General features: G+C 39.8%; 19 protein-coding genes. 2 read left to right on the top strand and 17 right to left on the bottom strand.

Annotation, left to right across the window (positions count from 1 at the left end):
* Positions 1 to 49: 49 nt before the first annotated feature.
* The 7 genes from AC4JOV_RS00340 to AC4JOV_RS00310 form a co-directional block, all read right to left on the bottom strand.
* Entirely contained in the window at positions 50 to 1,120 is a 1,071-nt protein-coding gene (locus AC4JOV_RS00340; protein WP_229937100.1) for a GGDEF domain-containing protein, read from the bottom strand.
* Between the two features lie 558 nt (positions 1,121 to 1,678).
* The gene (locus AC4JOV_RS00335; protein ID WP_229937101.1) at positions 1,679 to 1,954 is read right to left on the bottom strand and encodes a type II toxin-antitoxin system RelE/ParE family toxin; all 276 of its coding nucleotides are present in this window, start codon (positions 1,952 to 1,954) and stop codon (positions 1,679 to 1,681) included.
* Positions 1,944 to 2,210 carry a type II toxin-antitoxin system Phd/YefM family antitoxin gene (locus tag AC4JOV_RS00330; RefSeq protein ID WP_229937102.1) on the bottom strand — a complete coding sequence of 89 codons (267 nt, stop codon included), beginning with the start codon at positions 2,208 to 2,210 and terminating at the stop codon, positions 1,944 to 1,946. Before AC4JOV_RS00330 ends, AC4JOV_RS00335 begins: the two co-directional genes overlap by 11 nt.
* 303 nt (positions 2,211 to 2,513) lie before the next feature.
* Positions 2,514 to 2,675 carry a hypothetical protein gene (locus tag AC4JOV_RS00325; RefSeq protein WP_229937103.1) on the bottom strand — a complete coding sequence of 54 codons (162 nt, stop codon included), beginning with the start codon at positions 2,673 to 2,675 and terminating at the stop codon, positions 2,514 to 2,516.
* A 974-nt stretch (positions 2,676 to 3,649) separates the two neighbouring features.
* Complete coding sequence (locus tag AC4JOV_RS00320; RefSeq protein WP_229937104.1) at positions 3,650 to 3,910, bottom strand: Txe/YoeB family addiction module toxin; 261 nt, start codon at positions 3,908 to 3,910, stop codon at positions 3,650 to 3,652.
* Positions 3,907 to 4,158, bottom strand: coding sequence for a type II toxin-antitoxin system Phd/YefM family antitoxin (locus tag AC4JOV_RS00315; RefSeq protein WP_229937105.1), 252 nt, complete (start codon positions 4,156 to 4,158; stop codon positions 3,907 to 3,909). Before AC4JOV_RS00315 ends, AC4JOV_RS00320 begins: the two co-directional genes overlap by 4 nt.
* 676 nt (positions 4,159 to 4,834) lie before the next feature.
* Complete coding sequence (locus tag AC4JOV_RS00310) at positions 4,835 to 6,340, bottom strand: hypothetical protein (protein ID WP_229937106.1); 1,506 nt, start codon at positions 6,338 to 6,340, stop codon at positions 4,835 to 4,837.
* Positions 6,341 to 6,688: 348 nt separating this feature from the next.
* On the opposite strand from AC4JOV_RS00310, the gene AC4JOV_RS00305 reads away from it, so the two are divergent.
* Together AC4JOV_RS00305 and AC4JOV_RS00300 are read left to right on the top strand one after the other, a co-directional pair.
* Positions 6,689 to 7,054 carry a four helix bundle protein gene (locus AC4JOV_RS00305; RefSeq protein ID WP_229937107.1) on the top strand — a complete coding sequence of 122 codons (366 nt, stop codon included), beginning with the start codon at positions 6,689 to 6,691 and terminating at the stop codon, positions 7,052 to 7,054.
* A 183-nt stretch (positions 7,055 to 7,237) separates the two neighbouring features.
* Complete coding sequence (locus AC4JOV_RS00300) at positions 7,238 to 8,677, top strand: nucleotidyltransferase domain-containing protein (protein ID WP_229937108.1); 1,440 nt, start codon at positions 7,238 to 7,240, stop codon at positions 8,675 to 8,677.
* A gap of 145 nt (positions 8,678 to 8,822) precedes the next feature.
* Here the strand turns inward: AC4JOV_RS00300 and AC4JOV_RS00295 are convergent, their stop codons facing one another.
* From AC4JOV_RS00295 to AC4JOV_RS00250, 10 genes are all read right to left on the bottom strand, one after another.
* A complete protein-coding gene (locus AC4JOV_RS00295; protein ID WP_229937109.1) occupies positions 8,823 to 9,164 on the bottom strand; it encodes a VanZ family protein in 342 nt (113 codons plus the stop codon).
* A gap of 69 nt (positions 9,165 to 9,233) precedes the next feature.
* Positions 9,234 to 9,926, bottom strand: a complete 693-nt coding sequence (locus tag AC4JOV_RS00290) for a WecB/TagA/CpsF family glycosyltransferase (protein ID WP_229937110.1) — start codon at positions 9,924 to 9,926, stop codon at positions 9,234 to 9,236.
* Complete coding sequence (locus tag AC4JOV_RS00285; protein WP_229937111.1) at positions 9,923 to 11,089, bottom strand: glycoside hydrolase family 88 protein; 1,167 nt, start codon at positions 11,087 to 11,089, stop codon at positions 9,923 to 9,925. The genes AC4JOV_RS00290 and AC4JOV_RS00285 overlap by 4 nt, the downstream gene beginning before the upstream one ends.
* A gap of 2 nt (positions 11,090 to 11,091) precedes the next feature.
* The gene (locus AC4JOV_RS00280) at positions 11,092 to 13,233 is read right to left on the bottom strand and encodes a bi-domain-containing oxidoreductase (RefSeq protein ID WP_229937112.1); all 2,142 of its coding nucleotides are present in this window, start codon (positions 13,231 to 13,233) and stop codon (positions 11,092 to 11,094) included.
* Positions 13,234 to 13,235: 2 nt separating this feature from the next.
* Complete coding sequence (locus AC4JOV_RS00275) at positions 13,236 to 14,576, bottom strand: phenylacetate--CoA ligase family protein (protein WP_229937113.1); 1,341 nt, start codon at positions 14,574 to 14,576, stop codon at positions 13,236 to 13,238.
* A complete protein-coding gene (locus AC4JOV_RS00270; protein ID WP_229937114.1) occupies positions 14,573 to 15,676 on the bottom strand; it encodes a glycosyltransferase family 4 protein in 1,104 nt (367 codons plus the stop codon). Before AC4JOV_RS00270 ends, AC4JOV_RS00275 begins: the two co-directional genes overlap by 4 nt.
* Positions 15,666 to 16,244, bottom strand: coding sequence for an acyltransferase (locus tag AC4JOV_RS00265; protein WP_229937115.1), 579 nt, complete (start codon positions 16,242 to 16,244; stop codon positions 15,666 to 15,668). The genes AC4JOV_RS00270 and AC4JOV_RS00265 overlap by 11 nt, the downstream gene beginning before the upstream one ends.
* Entirely contained in the window at positions 16,241 to 17,320 is a 1,080-nt protein-coding gene (locus AC4JOV_RS00260; RefSeq protein ID WP_229937116.1) for an acyltransferase family protein, read from the bottom strand. Before AC4JOV_RS00260 ends, AC4JOV_RS00265 begins: the two co-directional genes overlap by 4 nt.
* Positions 17,310 to 18,479, bottom strand: coding sequence for an O-antigen ligase family protein (locus AC4JOV_RS00255; protein WP_229937117.1), 1,170 nt, complete (start codon positions 18,477 to 18,479; stop codon positions 17,310 to 17,312). The genes AC4JOV_RS00260 and AC4JOV_RS00255 overlap by 11 nt, the downstream gene beginning before the upstream one ends.
* On the bottom strand, positions 18,476 to 19,717 hold the full coding sequence (locus AC4JOV_RS00250; RefSeq protein ID WP_229937118.1) for a glycosyltransferase family protein: 1,242 nt from the start codon (positions 19,715 to 19,717) through the stop codon (positions 18,476 to 18,478). The genes AC4JOV_RS00255 and AC4JOV_RS00250 overlap by 4 nt, the downstream gene beginning before the upstream one ends.
* Positions 19,718 to 19,904: the final 187 nt, after the last annotated feature.

Below are 19,904 nucleotides of genomic sequence, written 5' to 3'. Positions count from 1 at the left end.
TTAAAATGGGCTAATTATAGCTAAAAAACTCTCAAAGCCTCTGAAGCTTTTAGTTTGAGATATTTTTTTGCTCTTCGGTGAGCTCTTCATAGAACATATGGAACCTGTCGGGGTCTTTCTTGGCGATATACATCGCCTCATCGGCAAACTTGCTCAGCATCATCTCCGAGCGGTGATCATCAGGGAAGGTACTGATACCGATACTCAGCTCGATCGGCACCGTCACCCCCTCGACCTCGAATTTTCCGATCACTTCCCGCTCCATCTTCTCTACAAACTTGGGAAGGAAGACCTTTTTTCTGCGTGTAAGGATCACAAACTCATCTCCCCCCAGTCTTGCCAGGAAGTCCTGTTCCCCCAGATAGTTTGTCAATCTTCTCACTACCTCTTTGAGCACCTCATCACCGATGTGGTGGCCGTGTGTATCGTTGATCACTTTGAACTTGTTGAGATCGATGAACATCAGCGCAAAGAACTCTCTGCTCTTGATCGCAGCCCTGATCTCCTCTTTGTAGACCTTTCTGTTGGCTACCCCGGTCAGTTCATCATGTCTGGCATCCTTGGCCGTGGAGCTCAGTACTTCGGTAAGCTCCTCGTTCTTCGCATGCATCCTCACGATATACTTGAGGTAGAAGAGCGGGACAAGGAAGGTGGTCATCGCAAAGGCGATCAGGATATCATAGTGCCCGCTCCAGTAGTTGGAGTAGAGCAGCAGTGTCACCCACGAAAGCGCCGCACCGATGATACTGGTATAGAAGTACCCTATCCCGAAGCTGGAACCCGACAGCATCACCAGCCAGACATAAAAAGGAAGAAAGTAGATCCCGTACTGCTCAAACATCATCACCAGCAGTGTCAGCACTGTCAGATCCAGCAGTACCACTACACTCTTACGTATCCCGATAGCGCGCTGAGGATAACGTACCAGAAAGGCATAGTGCAACATAGAGAACAAAAAGAGACCGGCCAGTATCATACTGATCATAAACATCTCTTTGACGACTTCGCTTCCGCTCTGTCCAAAAAGAAGGAAACTCAAGAAAGTCAGTATCCCTATGACCGCCAGCCTGGTACCGGCATATTTCTTCTCTACTTGATAATAGATATTTTTTGTGATCACACTCACTCCTGATATCGGAATATTTTATAATATAAATTTTATTATAGCATAACTCGATATCTGATCTTGGATTTGGTTGATTCCCCACCCCTGGTATCCTCAACTCGCACCCCAAGGGCATTTCCTACGGGCATCGGGAATCCACAAGCCGATAACTATTTTTCCATACTTTTCTTGGTTTGCAAAATTAAATTGTGTTTCTCTCTTCATTTTTTATAAAAGTAAGCGCCCTGACCAGAGGGAGGAAGTACCCTTTGGGTGCAAAAAGCTTGCCTACATGGCTGCACTGCGTTACGACCATTTCGGTTCCGAATCTATAAAAGCAAAGCAGTTTGCTTTTATGTAACGATTCTCATCTCGAAACGCGACGGAAGTTTTTTGCACTTCTGCAAAACTTCCTGCTCACAAGGTCGTTCGGGATGACAGGTTTTATTGATTATTGCTTGAATACGGAGTCCGGAATGACGAATTTCCAATTTCCCTGTTCTTCAATCAAACAAAAGATGCATTTCATGCATCATTCAATAATTCCTAATTCCTAACTAGCAGCTAAGCTGCTCAATATACATCGTCATGACTGCCGATATCAATAGGAATGATCTCCTGATCAACAATCAAGAAATCAATGACCACTCTATATTCCATATTGATCGATACAGAGTAGTACTCATTCAGATTTCCTTTGAGTTTATGCAGCCTGAGAGAGGGATGGAAAGGGTCCACTTCCAATATACTCATGGCCTTGGCATATCTTTTGAACATATCGGGATGTTTTTTAAGAAATTTTGTGACACGTTTTTTATAGGCATCACTAATGATGATCTTATAGTTCATCTTTAAGGTCTGTTTCCAACTCGGCTATATGCTCTGCGGCACTCTGTGCTTTATAGTTGCCTTTCTCTATATCCTTCATCGTCTGCATGTAGGCCAGATCCAGCTCGTTGGCTCTAAACTCCTTATATCTTTCTATGTCAAGAACTACGTATTTGTCTTTGCCTCGAACATTGATAATGAGTTCATCAAATCTCTTCAGAAGATTATCAAACAGTGATACCCCTCTTTTTTTCACTTCATTGGCTGAAATTGTCACAATAGTATCCTTAAAAGTACTTTTAAGAGTATTATACCAAAAAAAGAATCCTATAAAATGATTAACTTTGATATACATTCATGGTGAGCCTGTCGAACCATGCGTCCCTCCAACGTTGTGCCCCCTTCGACAAGCTCAGGGCGAAAAAGTGATAAGTAATACGAATGCCCGGAGGAAATGCCTTGGAGTACACGTTTCACATTTCACGAATTACCAATCACATTTCACTAATCACGAATCACTATTCTCTATGAATTATCGCCCGGGGATCCACAACTTTGATTACGATAGACTCACTGCGGCTTAGCACTCATCCTCTGGCAGGCTATCTGCCCCTGGCATCTTCTCGCCAAGTTCTACCAGCTCCGGTGTATGGTACACTTTACGTTCGGGCTCGACCATACCGCATTCACATGCAGTCGCTTCTTCTATTTCCTCTACCGGTTTGATATCATTACTTCTCATAAGAAATTCTTCCCCTTTGTTTTACTCTCTGCTATCATATTTTATTCTCTATTAAATGAAGTTTATGGCTTTACCATGGTAACCGAATCAATCTTGGTCACAGCTATTTGTATCCGTTCGTGGTGAGCCTGTCGAACCATGCCCCTCATTACGGGCGGGCGCAATGATCCGTCCCTACAAAATTCTCCCATTTCTAATTCTTGTTGCCGGGGATCCATACACCGAACCGATCTTTCGCACAGCGTGGGTTGGCAAACCCACCCTACGAAACCCTCGTCATTCCGGACTCGCACCCCAAGAGCATTTCCTACGGGCATCCGGGGGATCATAACCTGATAACTATTTATTCATACTTTGCTTGTCTTCCAATGTTAAAGGGGTGTCTCTCTCCATTTTTTTCTCAAAGAGAGTGATGACTTCGTCACCACTACGCTTCACTAAGAGAGAAAAGTACAAACGGCTGTTACTTTAACGTATAAATTTCCCTTTTTTATACTATTGAGGCGGTGCTTCTCCCTTCATTTTTTTATAAAAAACGAAGCAAAAAATCGTTGTGGTTCTCGAATCGCTTCGCTTACAAGGTCGTTCACCACAACAAGGCACACTTCGTGTGATTAATGGTTATGGTGACAGGTTTTATTGATTATTTCTTCCCTCCCGTCATCCTCGACCCGCACCCCAAGGATGAGAAGCGTGAAGCAGAGGCAAACTGCTTTGCCTTTGTAGCTTCGGAACCTGAAGTGATGTACAGAATGTACCACGGAAGGCAGAGAAGTGAAACGAAACCCTACGGGCATCGGGGGATCCACAGAATCGCAAAGCGATTCCCTGTCATCCCATAGATCAAAGTATTGCCATGCAATACATACAACAACTCCTCACTCCTCATTCCTACCTAGCAGCAATGCTGCTCCTGTTCCTCATTATTCACTATTCACTCGCAGCTCTGGCTGCGCCTCCTCCCTGAACGCTACTTAATAATGATATCTACACTGTGCCACAACGATGATATCTTCAATGATTTTATAAACAAGTCTATGCTCAGAGGTGATTCTTCGAGAAAAATATCCCTGAAAATTCTCTTTCAGTCTCTCCGGTCTACCCAATCCATTTGAATCATCCGGATTTCTTTTGATATCCTGCAATAAAAGGTTGATTCTTTTTACGATTTTTTTGTCATTATGGACCCAATACTGATAATCTTCCCATCCCCTATCAGCAAATCCGATGATCATAGTTCGATATCTTTTTTTATGAATGCTGCATTCTCTATCTGCTCTACCGCATCATTCAATCTCTCTCTGTTATTTTTTGATGCAAGAAGATACATCGTCTCTTTCATTGCACTGTACTCTTCATACGAAAGTATGACAGCAGATTTATTATCTTTTGTAGTAATGATATACTCATCAAAATCATCACATACTTTATTGATAATATCCCTTAGGTTATTTCTTGCCTGTGAATAAAAAACAGCTTGCATTTTTTCCTCCAATTATTTTCATTCTTCAAATATAATTTACGGTTCCATAGCCATGAACGTAGTTGATCGCTATACTGCGTTCCGGCTTAGCCTTCAGTGGCGCATATGCCTACACGGCTTCGTTGCACTACGACCATTTCGGTTTCAAACCTATAAACGATAAACTGTTATCGTTTACTTAACGGTTTTCATGGTTCCGGGCTTACAAAAGCCTTGTGCCTGCACTCTCTGTGAGAAACTATTGTCGTTCGCTTAACGCTTTTGCCTCCGCGGCTACACTTCGTTCCGACCGTTCTGGTTTCGAAGCTACAAAGGCCTTGTGCTTGCACTCTCTGTGAGAAAGCAGTTTGCCTTTGCTTAACGCTTCTCAGCTTTTGACAATATATTGTCATTCTAACACACTCTAGCCTTTTTGTCAATTATCTGACCGCCCTCTCGCTGAACTCTCATTCCTCACTCTTCACTATTCGTATCCGTTCGTGGTGAGCCTGACGAACCATACCCCTCATTACGGGCAGACAATCGGGGAAAAGTAATAAGTCATACGAATGCCCGGAGGAAATGCCTTGGGCTGCAACATTTCACGAATCACGTTTCACCAATCACGTTTCACTCCTCACTCCTAATTCCTCATTCCTCACTAAACTCTAAGCACTAAACGCTAATCTCTCCCTACTCAATACCCGAGCGTACCGAACCGATACCCGATCCCTATACTTAGCGTAGGGCTCGAGAGCTCTCCGTCAAAACTGTGGATCATACCTGCGGCGATCGTTATCTCTGTATTGGGTGTGATATCGAAGCTTACTCCCGCCTCACCTTCGGCGATCCCGCCGCCGCTTACATCGATACCGCCGCCTCCGGCAGCTCCTAGACCGACTTGTGCATAGCACTTAACCATATCTGTGAGCGGATACGCTACTCCCGCTCCCAGGCTCCCGCTGACATAACCGCCCGCATCTCCGGTGATCGCTCCCATCGCCTTGGCATAGAGATACCCCCAGTCATAGAGACGCTGCGCCTGCAGTCCCGTCAACCCTACCGAGCCCTCATCATGGTTTTTACGTGCCGCATCCCTGTAGTATTCATAGCGCGCACTGAACGCCCAGTCACTGCGGGTGATCTCTCCGATGAACCCGCCCGGTCCCTCCGAGGGGACGATACGTCCGAAACGGCGCTCCATCGAGAGGCCAAAACGCTTTGCTTCAAAATCCCCGTCAAAGGAGCTGACCACGCCCCCTTCTGCATTGAGTGACCATCCGGGAGTCAACACCCAGCCGACTCCTGCACTCGCCCTCATCATAGCACCGCCGCCGGTATCCACTCTGCCTCCGCCGGCCATACCTAAAGAGCCTTCCGCAAAAAAAGACAACGGCGTATCCGCGACAGGGTAACGATACCCCAGCCCCGCATAGAGCTCCGCATAACCGTCACTCTCACCGCCTGCCGCACCTGATGTGGAGAGGTGCCAGGAGAGGTGTTCACCCAATGCCTGCGTATACTGCACCCCTACCGTCTCAAAGGATTTCTGTTCTTCCCCACCGGTTGTATGGACATCTCCTATGGGTGCGTAGTGCTGCAGGACGATGCCCAGTCTCGCTTCCCTTCCCTCCAGTGACCGGTGCAACACCGCACCGACCTCCTCTCCAAGGTTCTGCAGCTCGCCGCTGTAGTCACCGTCAAGCCGGAAGGATTCGAACGGGATATCGATCACCCCGGCAACCTGGGTACTGCTGATATCTCCGTTCGGAAATTCTACACGGGAGAGCTGAAGCCCTGCACGGAAGGCATCGCTGCCGTAGGAGAACCCGAGATGGGGACGAAGCATCAGCCCTCCGCCCTGAGGCGCAGCACCACCGCCACCGCCACCGACGAAGAGTCCGCCTTCCACTTCCCATCCGGACAAAAACGGATAACGCATCCCGCCCTCGAAACCTCCGACGAAAAAGCCTCCGCGCTCTCCGGCAGCCGCACCGTAAACACCAAGTCCGCCATACCCGTAACTGCCAAGCGCTATCTGGTAGTTCAGCCCGACAAGCCCCATCGACTCATCCTGCGGCAACTCTACCGACTCATAGGTCAGACGCAACCTGTTCTGATCCAGACTCACCGGCAAAGGCTCCGCCCATCCGACCACCGCGACACCGCACACCATACATACTGCTGCTCTTTTGATACTCATGATTCTTCCCCTTCATGATAAATGTAGATTTTAAAGATCTATTGTACCATACTAAGTGATACGGGATACGTGATAAGTAATAAGTGATACGTGATAAGTAATAAGTGATACGTGATAAGTAAAAAGTAATATGTAATACGTGATACGTGATAAGTAAAAAGTAATACGTGATAAGTGATAAGTAATACGTTTCACGAATCACGATGCAACCCCGCAGGATTTCGTTTCACCTTTCACATATCACGTATCACGAGTTCCCAGTCACATTTCACCAGTCACGTTTCACGTATCACCAATTTCACGCTATAATCATAAACCATGTGATCTGTAAAAAGGGGAGTAGTCACAATGAAAGACAAAGTAAGGACTCATAAAGATCTTGATGTTTGGAAGCAGAGCATTCAACTTGTAAAAAAAATTTATGAACTGACACAAAAATTTCCTAAAGATGAAGTCTATGGTCTCACAAATCAAATAAGACGTGCAGCTGTTTCTATACCTTCAAATATAGCTGAGGGAGCCGGGAGAAACAGCGACAAAGAGTTTATTCAATTTCTTCATATTGCACTTGGTTCCCTAGCAGAGGTAGAAACTCAATTAATCATTGCTATTGAGATCCAGTATGCCAAGAATGATACGATACTCTTTCAGGAAATTCAGAACATTCAAAAAATGCTCAATGGATTGATCAAATACGTCAAGAATAAGGGGTAAGTAATTCGTGATACGTAAAAAGTAATACGTGATAAGTAATACGTTTCGCCAGTCACATTTCACGTTTCACGAATCACGTTTCACCAGTCACATTTCACGTTTCACATTTCACCAATGCCCCGTCAGGAAATGCCCTTGGGGTGCACATTTCACCAATCACCAATTTCACGCTATAATCACCTTATGTCAAAAGAACTCAACACGTCAAAAGCACAAATCACGAATTACAAATTACGAATCACCGATCATCTCTCCGATGATCTCCAATTCCTCATCGCCTGCTGCCAGGCAGAACCGACACAAAAGGATACCGACTTTATCTCTTCGTACCTATCACGAATTACGAATTACGAATTACTAATCACCGCTGCTTCACAGCACGGCATTATTCCTCTGGTCTATAAAACCCTGAAGAGACTTTCCGAAGAAGGTCTCCTCCGTGATACGTCAGACGTAAACAGTAAAACGGATAATAAACAATCGCAAAACGATTCCCACCCCTCTCGTCATCCTCGGGCTCGACCCGGGGATCCACAGCCACAAAGTGACAACACCCACTCCTCACCAATCACAAATGCCCCGGCAGGAAATACCCTTGGGGTGCACGTATCACGTATCACGTATCACGACATATTGTCTGCTTTCAAGCAGCAATACATGGGCATCGCCCAGAAAAATATGCTGATGACCGCCGAACTCCTCCGCATCATGAAACTGCTCGAAGCAAACAACATCGAAGCCCTCGCCTTCAAAGGCCCTGCCCTGGCGCAGCAGGCCTACGGAGATATCACGATGCGGCAGTTCGGGGATCTGGATATTTTTGTCCATCGAAAAGACATTGTACACATAGCAGAGATATTGTCAGATGATCGCTATGAAGCACGGGTAGACAAAAAGTATTTTTCCAACAATGCTTTTCTGGATGTCAACAGCGATTGTCAATTCTTCAATGACAAACAAAATATTCTTATAGAGATCCACTGGACGGTTTTTCGAAAATCATTTTCGAAGAAAATGCAAAAGATAGATCTATGGGATAGGCCGTCAAAAGTTTCTATCAACCATCACGAGATCAAAGCCTTTGAGGTAGAAGCCCTGCTTCTTTATCTCTGTATGCATGGGTCCAAACACACCTGGGAACGTATAGAATGGATCGTTGATATTGATAAGCTTGTCAGGGTCTCCCCCGATATCAATTGGGACAAAGTATATCAGATGGCAGAACAGGCCAACGGCACTACGATGCTCGAGCTTGGCCTGCTACTCACTTCACACCTTTTTAGCACACCATTGTCTCAAAAGTACATCAATAGTCTCAGTACAAACAAGAAGATTTTATCATTAGAAAGAGAGGTTTTCTTTCTGCTCAATGCAAATAAGCAGACAACCGACAGCGAACTGCAAAAAAACCTTCGTCACTTCCGCTTCCATCTGGAACTGCAGGATGGTATCCTCAGCAAATCTCTTTTCATAACGAAGGCACTTTTCCCGCTGAAATCTTCGGATGTGGAGCTTATCAATCTGCCGAAGTCTTTATATTTTATCTATTATCTCTTCCGGCCTTTTCGTTTAGCAGCGAAATACTTCTCCAAGCTTTTCTCTTTTTTGCTTAAAGATAAATGAAGCCATATCAAAATGTAAAGTTCAAAACTTGACTATTAATTGTTAATTCTTATTGCCCGGAGATACAGAGTCATAAAAAGTAATGACTCTCACGTCATTCCGGACTCGTACCCTAAGGGCATTTCCTACGAGCATCCGGAATCCACTAGTTACGAATCACTACTATCCTACCACCAGTGAGAAGTATCCATCCACAAGCGATCCCAATTCCATCAGCGACGATATCCAAGAGCGAAAAATCCCTACCGGGAATGAAGTGCTGAACCAATTCGATCTGCAGCGCAAAAACCATCAGAAGCATAACCCTGGTCAACATCTTCAGGTGCCCAAATGCAGCAGAGAACAATAAATAAAGCACCGAAAAAGCAGCAAGATGGTTGAGTTTGTCCCAGCTATGGGCCACAACCTCGATCTCTCTTGTTGTGGTAGCAAGGTACTCTATGACCAGGAGTGTGGTAAAAAATGATATTTGGTAAAGATGTTTCATTGTATCTGTTTTCTACTTTTTACAATTCACTATGAAGAATCAAGGATGTTCATTTGACATTCAAGTAAACTATAATTTCCCAACCATCAACAAAGCCAAAAATTTTACCAGTACCATCTGCCGTCCGATCCGTGTAGGCTCTTTGAGCAGGCGGTAGAACCACTCTAAACCAAGGTTGATAAAAATTTTCGGAGCACGTTTCTTAAGGCCGCAATAGACGTCGAAACTCCCGCCAAGCCCCATATAGAGTGCCGGGTGTACAGCCATCAGCTCCTCCATCAGAAACTCCTGTCTGGGGCTCCCCTGCGCGACAAATACAACGTCGGGTTTGTTCTGTACAAGATCATTTTTCAGTGCTTCGATATCTTCCTGTTTCAGGTAGCCATCACGGTAACCTTTGATATCGATACCCGGAAAATCGCTATAGAGTTTGGCAACCGTCTCCTCGATCACCTCCTGTGCCGATCCGATCAGGTAAAAGCTCTTTTTGTTTTGAAAACGCCCGACGATATCGAGCCAGAACTCCGCACCAGGGATCTTGACAGCTTCTAGTCCCTTCTGTCTCAGCGCCATAACTGCTCCAATCCCATCGGGGTAGCCGATATTGGCATTGACAAGCGTTCGAAGGCGTTCATCATTTTTGAGGATCTTTTCGGCATTCATCGCGACCAGAATCTTGTACTCATTACTGATCTGGTCGAGAAATTGATCCCTGTCTCTGAAGGCGTGGATTTTGTAGTGGTTAATTGTTTTGTAATTCATGATTCATTCCCCAGAAAGTAAAAACTAAATGCATAAAACATCCATGCCTGGGCCCATCGCATATAGGGGATTTTGGAGGATTTAGTCTGCTTGAGCTGGTAATAAAAATATCCCTCTTTTTGATCTTGCATATGATCGATAGTCCACTCAAGGACACGATCAACAAGCTCTTTGTTCTCGTGCAATACATCCAACCTATAAAGAGTAGCTATCAACTGTGCCGGAGCATGAATATCTATAGGGTAAGTTTTACTGTCATAGTATTTTGGTGTACCATCTTCTAAAAAGAAATTGTTTAGATAGTAGTCCAAACCTTTTTCAATTATCGTATTGAAACTAGTATCTCCTGAATACTTTTGATACTCATAGATACACTCCAGGTTATACCCCGTATGAAAGCTGTCAACCCATCCCTGAATTTCAAGTTCACCATATATCCAGGCTCCATCTTCTCTTTGAGCATTAGCACAAGCGACTACAGACTCTCTAGCCGCGTTGATCAAAGTGTCATCTTTCGTATAGCTGTAAACTCTTGACAACAATCTACTACCTAACAGCGAAGCATTATAGACCCGTGTATTGTCATAAGGGGAATAAGAAAATATAAATCCCTCTTTTTTTTCGGTTCTATTTAAATCGTTGAGTATAAAGTTTGTACTGTTTATCGCTGTTTGTAAATATCGTTCGTCTTTTGTGATATCATAGGCATCTAAAAGCGCATAGGATATAAATGAAGTTGCTACAACGGTAGGTGTTTCTTTAGGTAGGAAAAAAGCTCTAGATTGCCAATCGAAGTTATACCCCCAGCAACTTCCACTATAGCCTTCTGACTGCAATTCAAGCAATTTATCTGCTAAGAATTTTATATTTTGCAGATATTCATCTTTTTTCTCAATTTGATAGAGATTACAGTACCCGGTCAAAAAGAGTCCTAACCCTTTTGGATTATACTCTTTTGGTACAAGAAGAAAACCTCTTAGATTGATCGGATTTCTTTTAAAAAGCTGTATCCACGCAAGTCTAAAAAACTGTACTTTATCCAGTTGCAAAGCTTTAAAAACTTTGCTATTCAGGCCATCGTAGGGGTCCCACCCTTTGAAGCCTTCATCTTCACAGTAATGTTTCAGTTTTTCAAAACTCTGTCTAAAAGTATCTTTTATCATCTTTATTCAACCGCTTGAAATTGTCCAGTAATCAAACTATCTTGGATCTTAAATGTTGTTAAGGTTGTTAAGTAAAGAGACTCAAAACTTATTAGAGATTGGGTTCCTTCGTTTAATGATCGGATAAATTCTTGTACTCCCTGCTTTTGTCCTTTACCAGACAGTTTTAATTTTTCTTCTCCATTATTTTTATAGATAACTCCGGATCTAAAGTCTTGAATCACTCCAGCTTTTCCTCCTCCAAATATCTCTAAATGCTCTTTTGCCAGCGATTTATCAGCATTTGCTACATAAGTCAAATTTCCTACAGAGCCATCTGAAAACTTTACGATAATAACAATATTATCATCACTTTTAATTTGAGAGTTATTCGTTGAAATACATTCAGCAAATACCTTTACTGGTTTAGCCCCTGTAAAAAATTGCATCAAGTCAATAAAGTGGCATATTTCCCCAACAATTCTACCTCCACCAGCTTCAGTCTGTGTCCAATGATCTTTGGGAATAAAGCCTGCATTAACTCTAAAATTCATCACTAAAGGTTCACCAATATTTTCAAATTCTTTTTTTAGTTTAACTGTTACTGGGGCGAACCTTCTGTTAAATCCGATCATTAAAGATTGACCACTCTCCTCATAAGCTTCTTTCACTTGTTCGAGTTCCTCATAGCTCATTGCAAGAGGCTTTTCAACAAAAACATTTTTCTTCTTATGTAGTGCATCAATGACATATTTAGCATGAGTATCATGTCTGGTAGCGATAAAAACCGTATTTATTTCACTATTGTCTAAAATATCGTTTGCATCTGTTGACGAAGCATTAAAACCAAATTTATCTGCCACACTTTTGGCGTTGATACCTGTACTTGTCACAACTACATCAAGAGAAGCCTTTTCTGCACATGCTGGGATGAGATAGCCTTGTGCAAAACTACCGGCCCCGATAAAGCCCACATTGATTTTTTGCGTTTTATTAATCTCATTACTCTTTATTAGAGTATTCCTTTTTGTCTCATTTTCTGGATACTCCAATAATATACCGATAAACTTCTCTTTTACTTTTCCTAATACAATATCATATGCTTCTTCAGCTTTTTCAATCTCAAAGATATGTGTAATCAAAGGCTTTACATCTATTGCGCCACTTGAGATAAGTATTAAAAAAGCTTCCATGTTACGTTTTTCTGTCCAACGTACATACCCATAAGGATAATCGTGTCCCTCTTCTTCATAACTTACATCATAACGCCCAGGACCATAAGAAGTTGAAATCTTTAATTCCAATTCTTTTCTATAAAAGTCAGGTTCTCTTGGGATATCCATAGGTACAGCACCTACTATGATTATTTGTCCCTTTTTTCTTAGAGTTTCTGTTGCCAATACTATTGGATCATTTGTTGGTGCAGCAGCTGTGATAATGACTTTATCAAAACCATGACCTTTTGTGAAGTTTTCAATAGCAGAAGTTAATGACGTATCATTTCTATTTAAAGCTTTTGCAACATTTGTTTCATTTGCAAGATCAACCATCCCTTGTGAAACATCGATACCAAATACGTTACAACCATTTGCCTTGAGTAGTTGACAAGTTAATTGACCCAAAAGGCCTAAACCGATGACGCAGATATTGTCCCCAAGCTGTACTTCTGCTTGACGAACACCTTGCATGGCTATGCCACCCAATGTAGTGAAACTTGCCTCTTCAAAAGAAACATTATCAGGTATTTTCATGACAAGATTTTGGGGAACACTAACAACCTCTGAATGTGAAGCATAGTTTTGTCCGGCACAAGCTACTCTGTCACCTGGCTGAAACTCACCATTGCTATCCAAACTTGCCATTACAGTACCAGCTGAACTATACCCCAGCGCCGCAAGAGAATCCAGCTTTGTTTTAACTTTGTCAAATGTTGCCTTAATCCCCTCTTTTTTTACACTGGCCAATACTTGCTTTACGAGATCTGGTCGTTTTTTAGCTTTTCCCAACAGTGATGCCTTCCCCATTCCTACAGTGCCACGTTCTGTTCCTGCGCTGATAAGAGAAAACTTGTTCTCTACAAGAACAAACTTATCTTGTAATGATGGTACCGGGACATCTCCGACATAAAGTTCACCACTTTTAAAATTTTGTATTACTTGTTTCATTGTTATTCCTTTACTTCACTAATCAATTCAACAAACTTGCCATTAGGCTTGCGTAATAGCTGATTGACATATTTTATTTTTATGACTGTATCATCTGAAAATTTAGACCGATAATACTCTTTCAACCGTTTATCATGCTCTTGCATAAAACCCTCTCCTTTGATAACGAGGATATCCAACTCTCCCTTCTTCTTTTGTACGTACTGCAGCCCAGCTAAGTACATATAAAGGTCATCATGAAAATTCAAAGCAGTCGTCGTTGTCACACTTCCATCTGCTCCATAGATCTTTGAGCCATTCCAACGCCCCTGAATATTTTTTATCAGAGGAACACGCCTGCCACAGTGTTCACAATAATCACCTACATACTCGGCATAGTCGTCAGTTCTATACCGAATCATCGGCATTCCATAATTATGCAAAGTAGTCCCAACTATCTCGCCGATTTGTCCGGGAGTTGTAATTGGTTTTCCATTTTCATCAATCAGCTCAAAATATCCATATGTCGGCTCTATATGATAAATATCAGAATGCTCACAATACCCCCCCAATACAAGTTTTTCACTATGTCCGTACCAATTATAAAAACCTACACCTGCTTTTTGTCGGATAAACTCTTTTTGATACGCATAGACATTTTCCGAGCCGGATAAAAAGGACTTGACAAAAGAGAGATCCAAGCCTTTTTCAACTGCAAATTTTGAAAACTCATATGCATTCGACGGATATGCATGAATATATCTCGTTTTAAATTTAACGATCACATCATAAATAGTTTGAAAATACTTATCATTGAGTCGAAAACCGTCAAATATGATCTCTTTTGTAATAGGATTAATAATATAATCAACATCCTCAGGCAGTTTTTTATTTCGTATGACCGCACGAACATTATGTTCAAAACCTACCGACTCCCATAAAGTATGCATGGTACCCAGTTCAACAATATGCCGATTTTTCGGAATATACATTTTTAATGGATTACCACCTGTCCCGCCGGTCGTGCCCAAAATATATTGTGACCTGTCAATATCATCAGCCAAAAAGTCATCCAGATTTTGCGCTATGATATCTTTATCGATAAATCCAAACTTATGGAACTCTTCAATACTTCCAATCGGAGTATAACGTTCTTTATAATACGGCACATGGGCAATAGCATGGTTAACTATGCGTATCAGGTCATGAGTATTATCATAATGGTCAAAATTTTTCTTAAAAAACTTCCGATATTCCCAATATTTTTTATCGTATATCCATTTACTAGACCTGTTTAGCCGCATAAACAACTGGTTTACCCACAAAGGAAGCCGTATTATCTGATTTAGTATAAATTCTTTCATATCTTTTTCTTTGCTCCAGCCTCAAGAGTATGTATCACATTCAATAGTTTCTCTCTCGCAATTGACTTATCATAAATCTTTACTTTTTCAGCACTCTTCATCATTTCTTCTGCTAGTGCATCATTCGCCAATAAAGACTTAATAGACTCGGCCAGACTTTTTTCATCTCCAGCAGGATAAAACATGGCATGATCAACCACTTTCATCACATTTCTATTTGCATCAATGTCACTGGACAGAATCGCCATTTTCGCCGCAATTGCCTCCTTAAGAACAACCGGTGAATTTTCAAACTGAGAGGGGAAAAGAAAAAAACGGCATTGTTTAAATAGTTTATACTTTTCTTCATCAAACTTTAAACCGTAAAATCGTAGAAAAGTGTCTATTTGATGAGCCTTGACATACTCTTTGATTCTTTCATCTACCTCATCATTCTCAGGTGCTCCTACTACATTGACGAGAACCTGAACACCTTCTTTTTTAAGCAGAGTGATACTTTCAAGCAAATCAAAAAAACCTTTTTTTTCTGACAAACGACCGACATACAAAAACTCGCCGACTTTTTCGTTGATATTACAATCATAATTGGCATAATCAACAAAATTTTCTATTACAGATATCTTACGTTTATCAAAATATTTTTCAAAATATTTACAATGATCATCAGAAAGCATTACAATATGATCGGCTTTATTTACAAAAAAGGCCAAAATACGAATTCGTAAGGGGCCCAGGAAGAACTCTCCCTTTTTCTTGGAATGGAAATGAATGATAAGCTTTTTACCCAACATCTTCAAAACTATAATGAAAAATGCCTCACGTATAAAACCTAGCCCCGTTGTCACAAACAAATTGGCAGTCGTAAATGAATTCTGTCTTACAAAATCCATAAATGCTTTGAGCCTAATTAACTGAGGAGCTGCCTTTTTTACAAATCGGTTACTGTATAGGTCCTCTCTTTCGGCACCACTAGAGGTATTATACGAAACTATATCAAATGTATCTTTCATAATATCCTGAAAAGATTCATTCATTACAGCGACACCACCAAGCGGTGGCGGCAATGGTCCGACAAATGCAATTGATATTTTAGTAGTCAAGTTTATACCTTTTGTAAATAGCGTTTATGTCATCGAACGAATACGACGATTCGACATTTTTTAGCATGACAATAAGATCTTCAGGGGTATCAAAACGACGTCTAAACTTTTTAGCAGGGATACCAACAGCAATGCAATATGGCGGCACTTCAGAACGAATCAATGACATCGCTCCTATCACAGCACCCTCCCCAATATATGCCCCACTCAATAATGTCGTACCTATACCTATCCATGCCCCATCTTCGATAACGATTTTGGAATGCATATGATCTATCTCTCGATTAAAATACATATAATTTTTATTGTAATGAACATCATGATCCCCCCCTATAATCTTGCAGGAAGGACCAAACATTACATGGTTGCCAATTTGAACTGGATTGTTTTTATTGGTAACAAAATAACAGTAAGGTCCAGTAAAAAAATTATCGCCAATAGAAAAATACTGTGGATTTAATAGTTCAGATAAATACCCAAGTCTGAAATTATTACCTGATTTTTTTAGTTTTCTTCTTTTGTAATATCGATAGATATATCTATTATAGAGAATCGCAAATATTTTCAAATCCTACCTCCTGTTACTGTAAATGTAAATTTAGGAAAATGACTTTTCATAAAATAGCCCAATACATACAAACATGTCACTACTACCAATGGCGATATGATATAAATAACTATACTCGAAATACCACTTGTGCCAAAAAAATAAAAACATACTTTTTTGATAAACATCAATAAAGGCTCATGAAACACGTAAAATAAAAAAGTGTAATTGACTAAAACAATTTTGGATACTCTTGTGTAATCAGAAAGATTCCATAGTACTAAAACACCTAAAACGATAATAATTTTTTGCATCAATCCAAACAAAAATGTAAAATCAGTATTTAAAAAAGTTATCAAATATGTTTTTACTAATAAAACTGAGATATAGATTGTAATTAAATATAATAAAGTGTTTCGGTCCATTTTGTAATCTAAATATTTTTTACCACAAAGAGCAAAATAAGCTCCAATAGAAAAAAAGAGAATCACTTCCGATTTATAAAAAAATAATTTTGCTCCTGCACCGATATCTAATAACCATAATGAAATAGTTAAGACAAACCAGATAGTTGTCAATTTTTTCACGCTCACATAGATAATAGGCGTACACAGTATCACAAGTATCAAATCACGTAAAAACCATAACGGATAATTATAAGGTTTTAAGAAAAAAGCTTCCAATAGACCATAAATTCCCAAATCTCTGATGGGTACAGAGGTAAACTGGACATCTGAAAATAGAAAAGCTTGAGCTATATAATAAAGCACAACAACTAATCCACCCCAAAAAACAAAAGGGATCAAAATGGTATTAAATCTATTCCTTATTTTTTTATAATAATCGTTAATTGATCTGTAGTTTATAAAAAATAAAAAACCGGATATAGTGAAAAACATCGGGACGGCAGATCGAAACACTCCTTGTGAAAATAAATTTTGTAAAAAAATAGCTGTATTGGCACTATTATTTGTTACTGAGAAAATGCTCCGACCTTCCGCCGTCAAAATATTATATGAATGTATATAAATCACCATAATGATTAAAACAAAAGAAATACCTTTTATTTTATCAGACAATAAACGATCAATTTGCATGAGTCAAATTACCTTTTGGTACTTGATAATATGTAATTATATATATTAAAATAAACATATAAATGATAACTTGGTTTGAAAAAAAGAATGCAAAACTGCTAATAGAAATAATAAGCAATCCTATTGCTTTAATAAATACACGATTAATTCCACTCGTTTTCTTATAAGCATCATATAGAATCCAATAATAGAAACCAATCAAAAAAGCTCCTAAGCCAAAAATCCCAAATGAAAAAAAGAACTCCAAAATATCATTGTGCAATCCAAATGTAAAAGATGCATCACTTTCTAGATATTGCATTCCGGAGCCGACAAACAGTCGTTCGTAATCTAAATGATCTATATAATAGGAAATAATTATATCTCTACCACTACTCATTGTAGTGATATTCATATTTTGTGTACCAAGATTGGCATCTCTTTCAGAGAGTATCAATGGTAAAAGCTTGGTAATATCCGGCTGAATAATAATCAATGATATTCCCATCACTAGCACAGAAATCACAAGCCATAAAAAATGTTTTTTCCAAAAATGCAATAAAAACACCATTAAGAATAATATCCCCCCAAGCATAACACTACGAACTCCTGTTAGCAAAACAGGAATAAAAAACATATACGCTAATGTCACATTTTTCTTTAGTCGATAAGATAAGAACAAAAAAATGATAGCAAAAATAATAAAAGTTTGCGCAATTATATGTGATTTTTCGTACCATACCATATCTCGAAAAGCAGTGATCAATAAAGGATTGAAATTTATCAATGAATAACGATAAATAAAAAATAAAAATAAAAAGAGAATATAAAAATATACAAAATAATATATTCGCAATAATTTTGTTTCATTTAATGGATACACATAAAAATAAGATGCAAGAAACAAAGGTAACACTACTTTTAATCCATATTGAAATTTCAAAAAATTTATCTCTTCACTTAAAAGAATAGAAAGCAGAATAAACATAGAAATTATGGAAGCGATAAATACATATTTGTTCGTTATCAGTCTGCGATGTAAAAAAATTGCTAATACAACAAACACTAAACTCGCTCCACCCCATATTCCTCCCACAATATTGAATTCTCTTGGCAGTAAAACAATCAACGGGTAAGTGAACAATAAAGAGACAAACAAAAAATCCAATATTTTTTTCATCTATTTTTATCCCTTTTAATCGGAGCAACAGATTCAAATAAAGTAGAATTAGATTGCTTCCCTTTAACTATTTTATCTTTATTCTCGAGGCATAAAAACTGTCTAGCCACATTCCGTATATCAAACTGCTCAAGATCAACAACGGTAGTCTGACTGTAATCACCTTCCATAAATTTCATAAATTCATCCATTGAAAAATGCAACTGATCGAAACTGTATACAGGCCGGCCAGTCAATCCGTAATCTATCAACTTACTAGGAGCTTGAGACTCTGACAGATTTTCCAGATTGATCAAAAAGTCCATTTTACTCAATTCATAGATCGCTTGTTCCCGAGGGACCATGTTATGAATGACAAGATTATCCCCCAGTAAAGAAATATAGCTATTTAAAAGTTTCATATTGTTTGGATTGCCAGTTTTCGTATAGATTACAAATTTGAAATCTACGTTTTTTTGATGGAGTTTATAAAGATTTCCCAACAAAACGGTAGGATTTCGGATGTCTTCGTAAAACATCCCTGCATAAGCAAAGGTAGGAACAGCATTCTTCTGATAGTCGGCTCTTATTATCTCACTAAAATCAAACCCCTGAGGAATGATTTTAATCTGTTCTTTGGCTTTGAATGTCATGTAAACCGGCAAAGCTTTTTCGATCGGTATCGTGATATAGTTGAACCTCGATGCGATAAACCTATCAATCCAATAATACAACGGGCAAGCAGGCAAGGCAGGATTTTTATAGAGCGGATCACCATAGTCTGCGACCTTGACGGCAGATGCCAATTGTTTATTTACACCAAATGCCATCGCTGCTCCTATATGTGTATCAAAAGGAAAGGCAATAGATAGAACCATATCATATGCTTCTTGCTCTTTTTTGAACTTTTTATAGACGGCATAAAAATAAAACATTTTATCACGACCGGATGGGAACAAACAATACATGAGTCTTCTCAAAATATTACGAAATATTTTTTTGAACCATGAAAGCTCTTTAGCAGCAGGAATATTGGTCACATTATCGACAGCAGATTTTTTATAATCTACAAAACCCACTGCAAAATGATACTTTTGACATACCTCGCTATAGTCAAAATCACTTTTCGGCAACAGCACTTTTACCTCATGGCCTTGCCTCGCAAGCTCTTTTACCAATTCAAATGCCCGAAATGCGCGTGGTGTAATCTCCGGATAAAAATGATAGGCATTTATAAGTATTTTTTTTCTCTGCTTCACTTTCTCACCAATCCTTTCAGCTCTATCAAAAATCCTCTATTCCACAACAGGGTTATCGCATAAATAAGCACGGCACCCATTATCATTTTTATAATAAATTTTAATGTTATATTATATATAAAACCAACTATTATATAAATGATTATTCCTGCACTAAAGGAAATAAATGTAAGAAGAAGGATCAACG

Source organism: Sulfurovum sp. MH2-6 (genome assembly GCF_058374785.1).
Note: the sequence above shows the minus strand (reverse complement) of the source record. Positions and strands in the feature narration are given on the sequence as shown.

Bases quoted from the DNA above. Each gene is read 5' to 3' on its own strand.
- AC4JOV_RS00335 (WP_229937101.1), bottom strand. From the start codon at position 1,954: ATGAACTATAAGATCATCATTAGTGATGCCTATAAAAAACGTGTCACA.
- AC4JOV_RS00325 (WP_229937103.1), bottom strand. From the start codon at position 2,675: ATGAGAAGTAATGATATCAAACCGGTAGAGGAAATAGAAGAAGCGACT.
- AC4JOV_RS00320 (WP_229937104.1), bottom strand. From the start codon at position 3,910: ATGATCATCGGATTTGCTGATAGGGGATGGGAAGATTATCAGTATTGG.
- AC4JOV_RS00315 (WP_229937105.1), bottom strand. From the start codon at position 4,158: ATGCAAGCTGTTTTTTATTCACAGGCAAGAAATAACCTAAGGGATATT.
- AC4JOV_RS00310 (WP_229937106.1), bottom strand. From the start codon at position 6,340: ATGAGTATCAAAAGAGCAGCAGTATGTATGGTGTGCGGTGTCGCGGTG.
- AC4JOV_RS00305 (WP_229937107.1), top strand. From the start codon at position 6,689: ATGAAAGACAAAGTAAGGACTCATAAAGATCTTGATGTTTGGAAGCAG.
- AC4JOV_RS00300 (WP_229937108.1), top strand. From the start codon at position 7,238: ATGTCAAAAGAACTCAACACGTCAAAAGCACAAATCACGAATTACAAA.
- AC4JOV_RS00295 (WP_229937109.1), bottom strand. From the start codon at position 9,164: ATGAAACATCTTTACCAAATATCATTTTTTACCACACTCCTGGTCATA.
- AC4JOV_RS00290 (WP_229937110.1), bottom strand. From the start codon at position 9,926: ATGAATTACAAAACAATTAACCACTACAAAATCCACGCCTTCAGAGAC.
- AC4JOV_RS00285 (WP_229937111.1), bottom strand. From the start codon at position 11,089: ATGATAAAAGATACTTTTAGACAGAGTTTTGAAAAACTGAAACATTAC.
- AC4JOV_RS00280 (WP_229937112.1), bottom strand. From the start codon at position 13,233: ATGAAACAAGTAATACAAAATTTTAAAAGTGGTGAACTTTATGTCGGA.
- AC4JOV_RS00275 (WP_229937113.1), bottom strand. From the start codon at position 14,576: ATGAAAGAATTTATACTAAATCAGATAATACGGCTTCCTTTGTGGGTA.
- AC4JOV_RS00260 (WP_229937116.1), bottom strand. From the start codon at position 17,320: ATGCAAATTGATCGTTTATTGTCTGATAAAATAAAAGGTATTTCTTTT.
- AC4JOV_RS00255 (WP_229937117.1), bottom strand. From the start codon at position 18,479: ATGAAAAAAATATTGGATTTTTTGTTTGTCTCTTTATTGTTCACTTAC.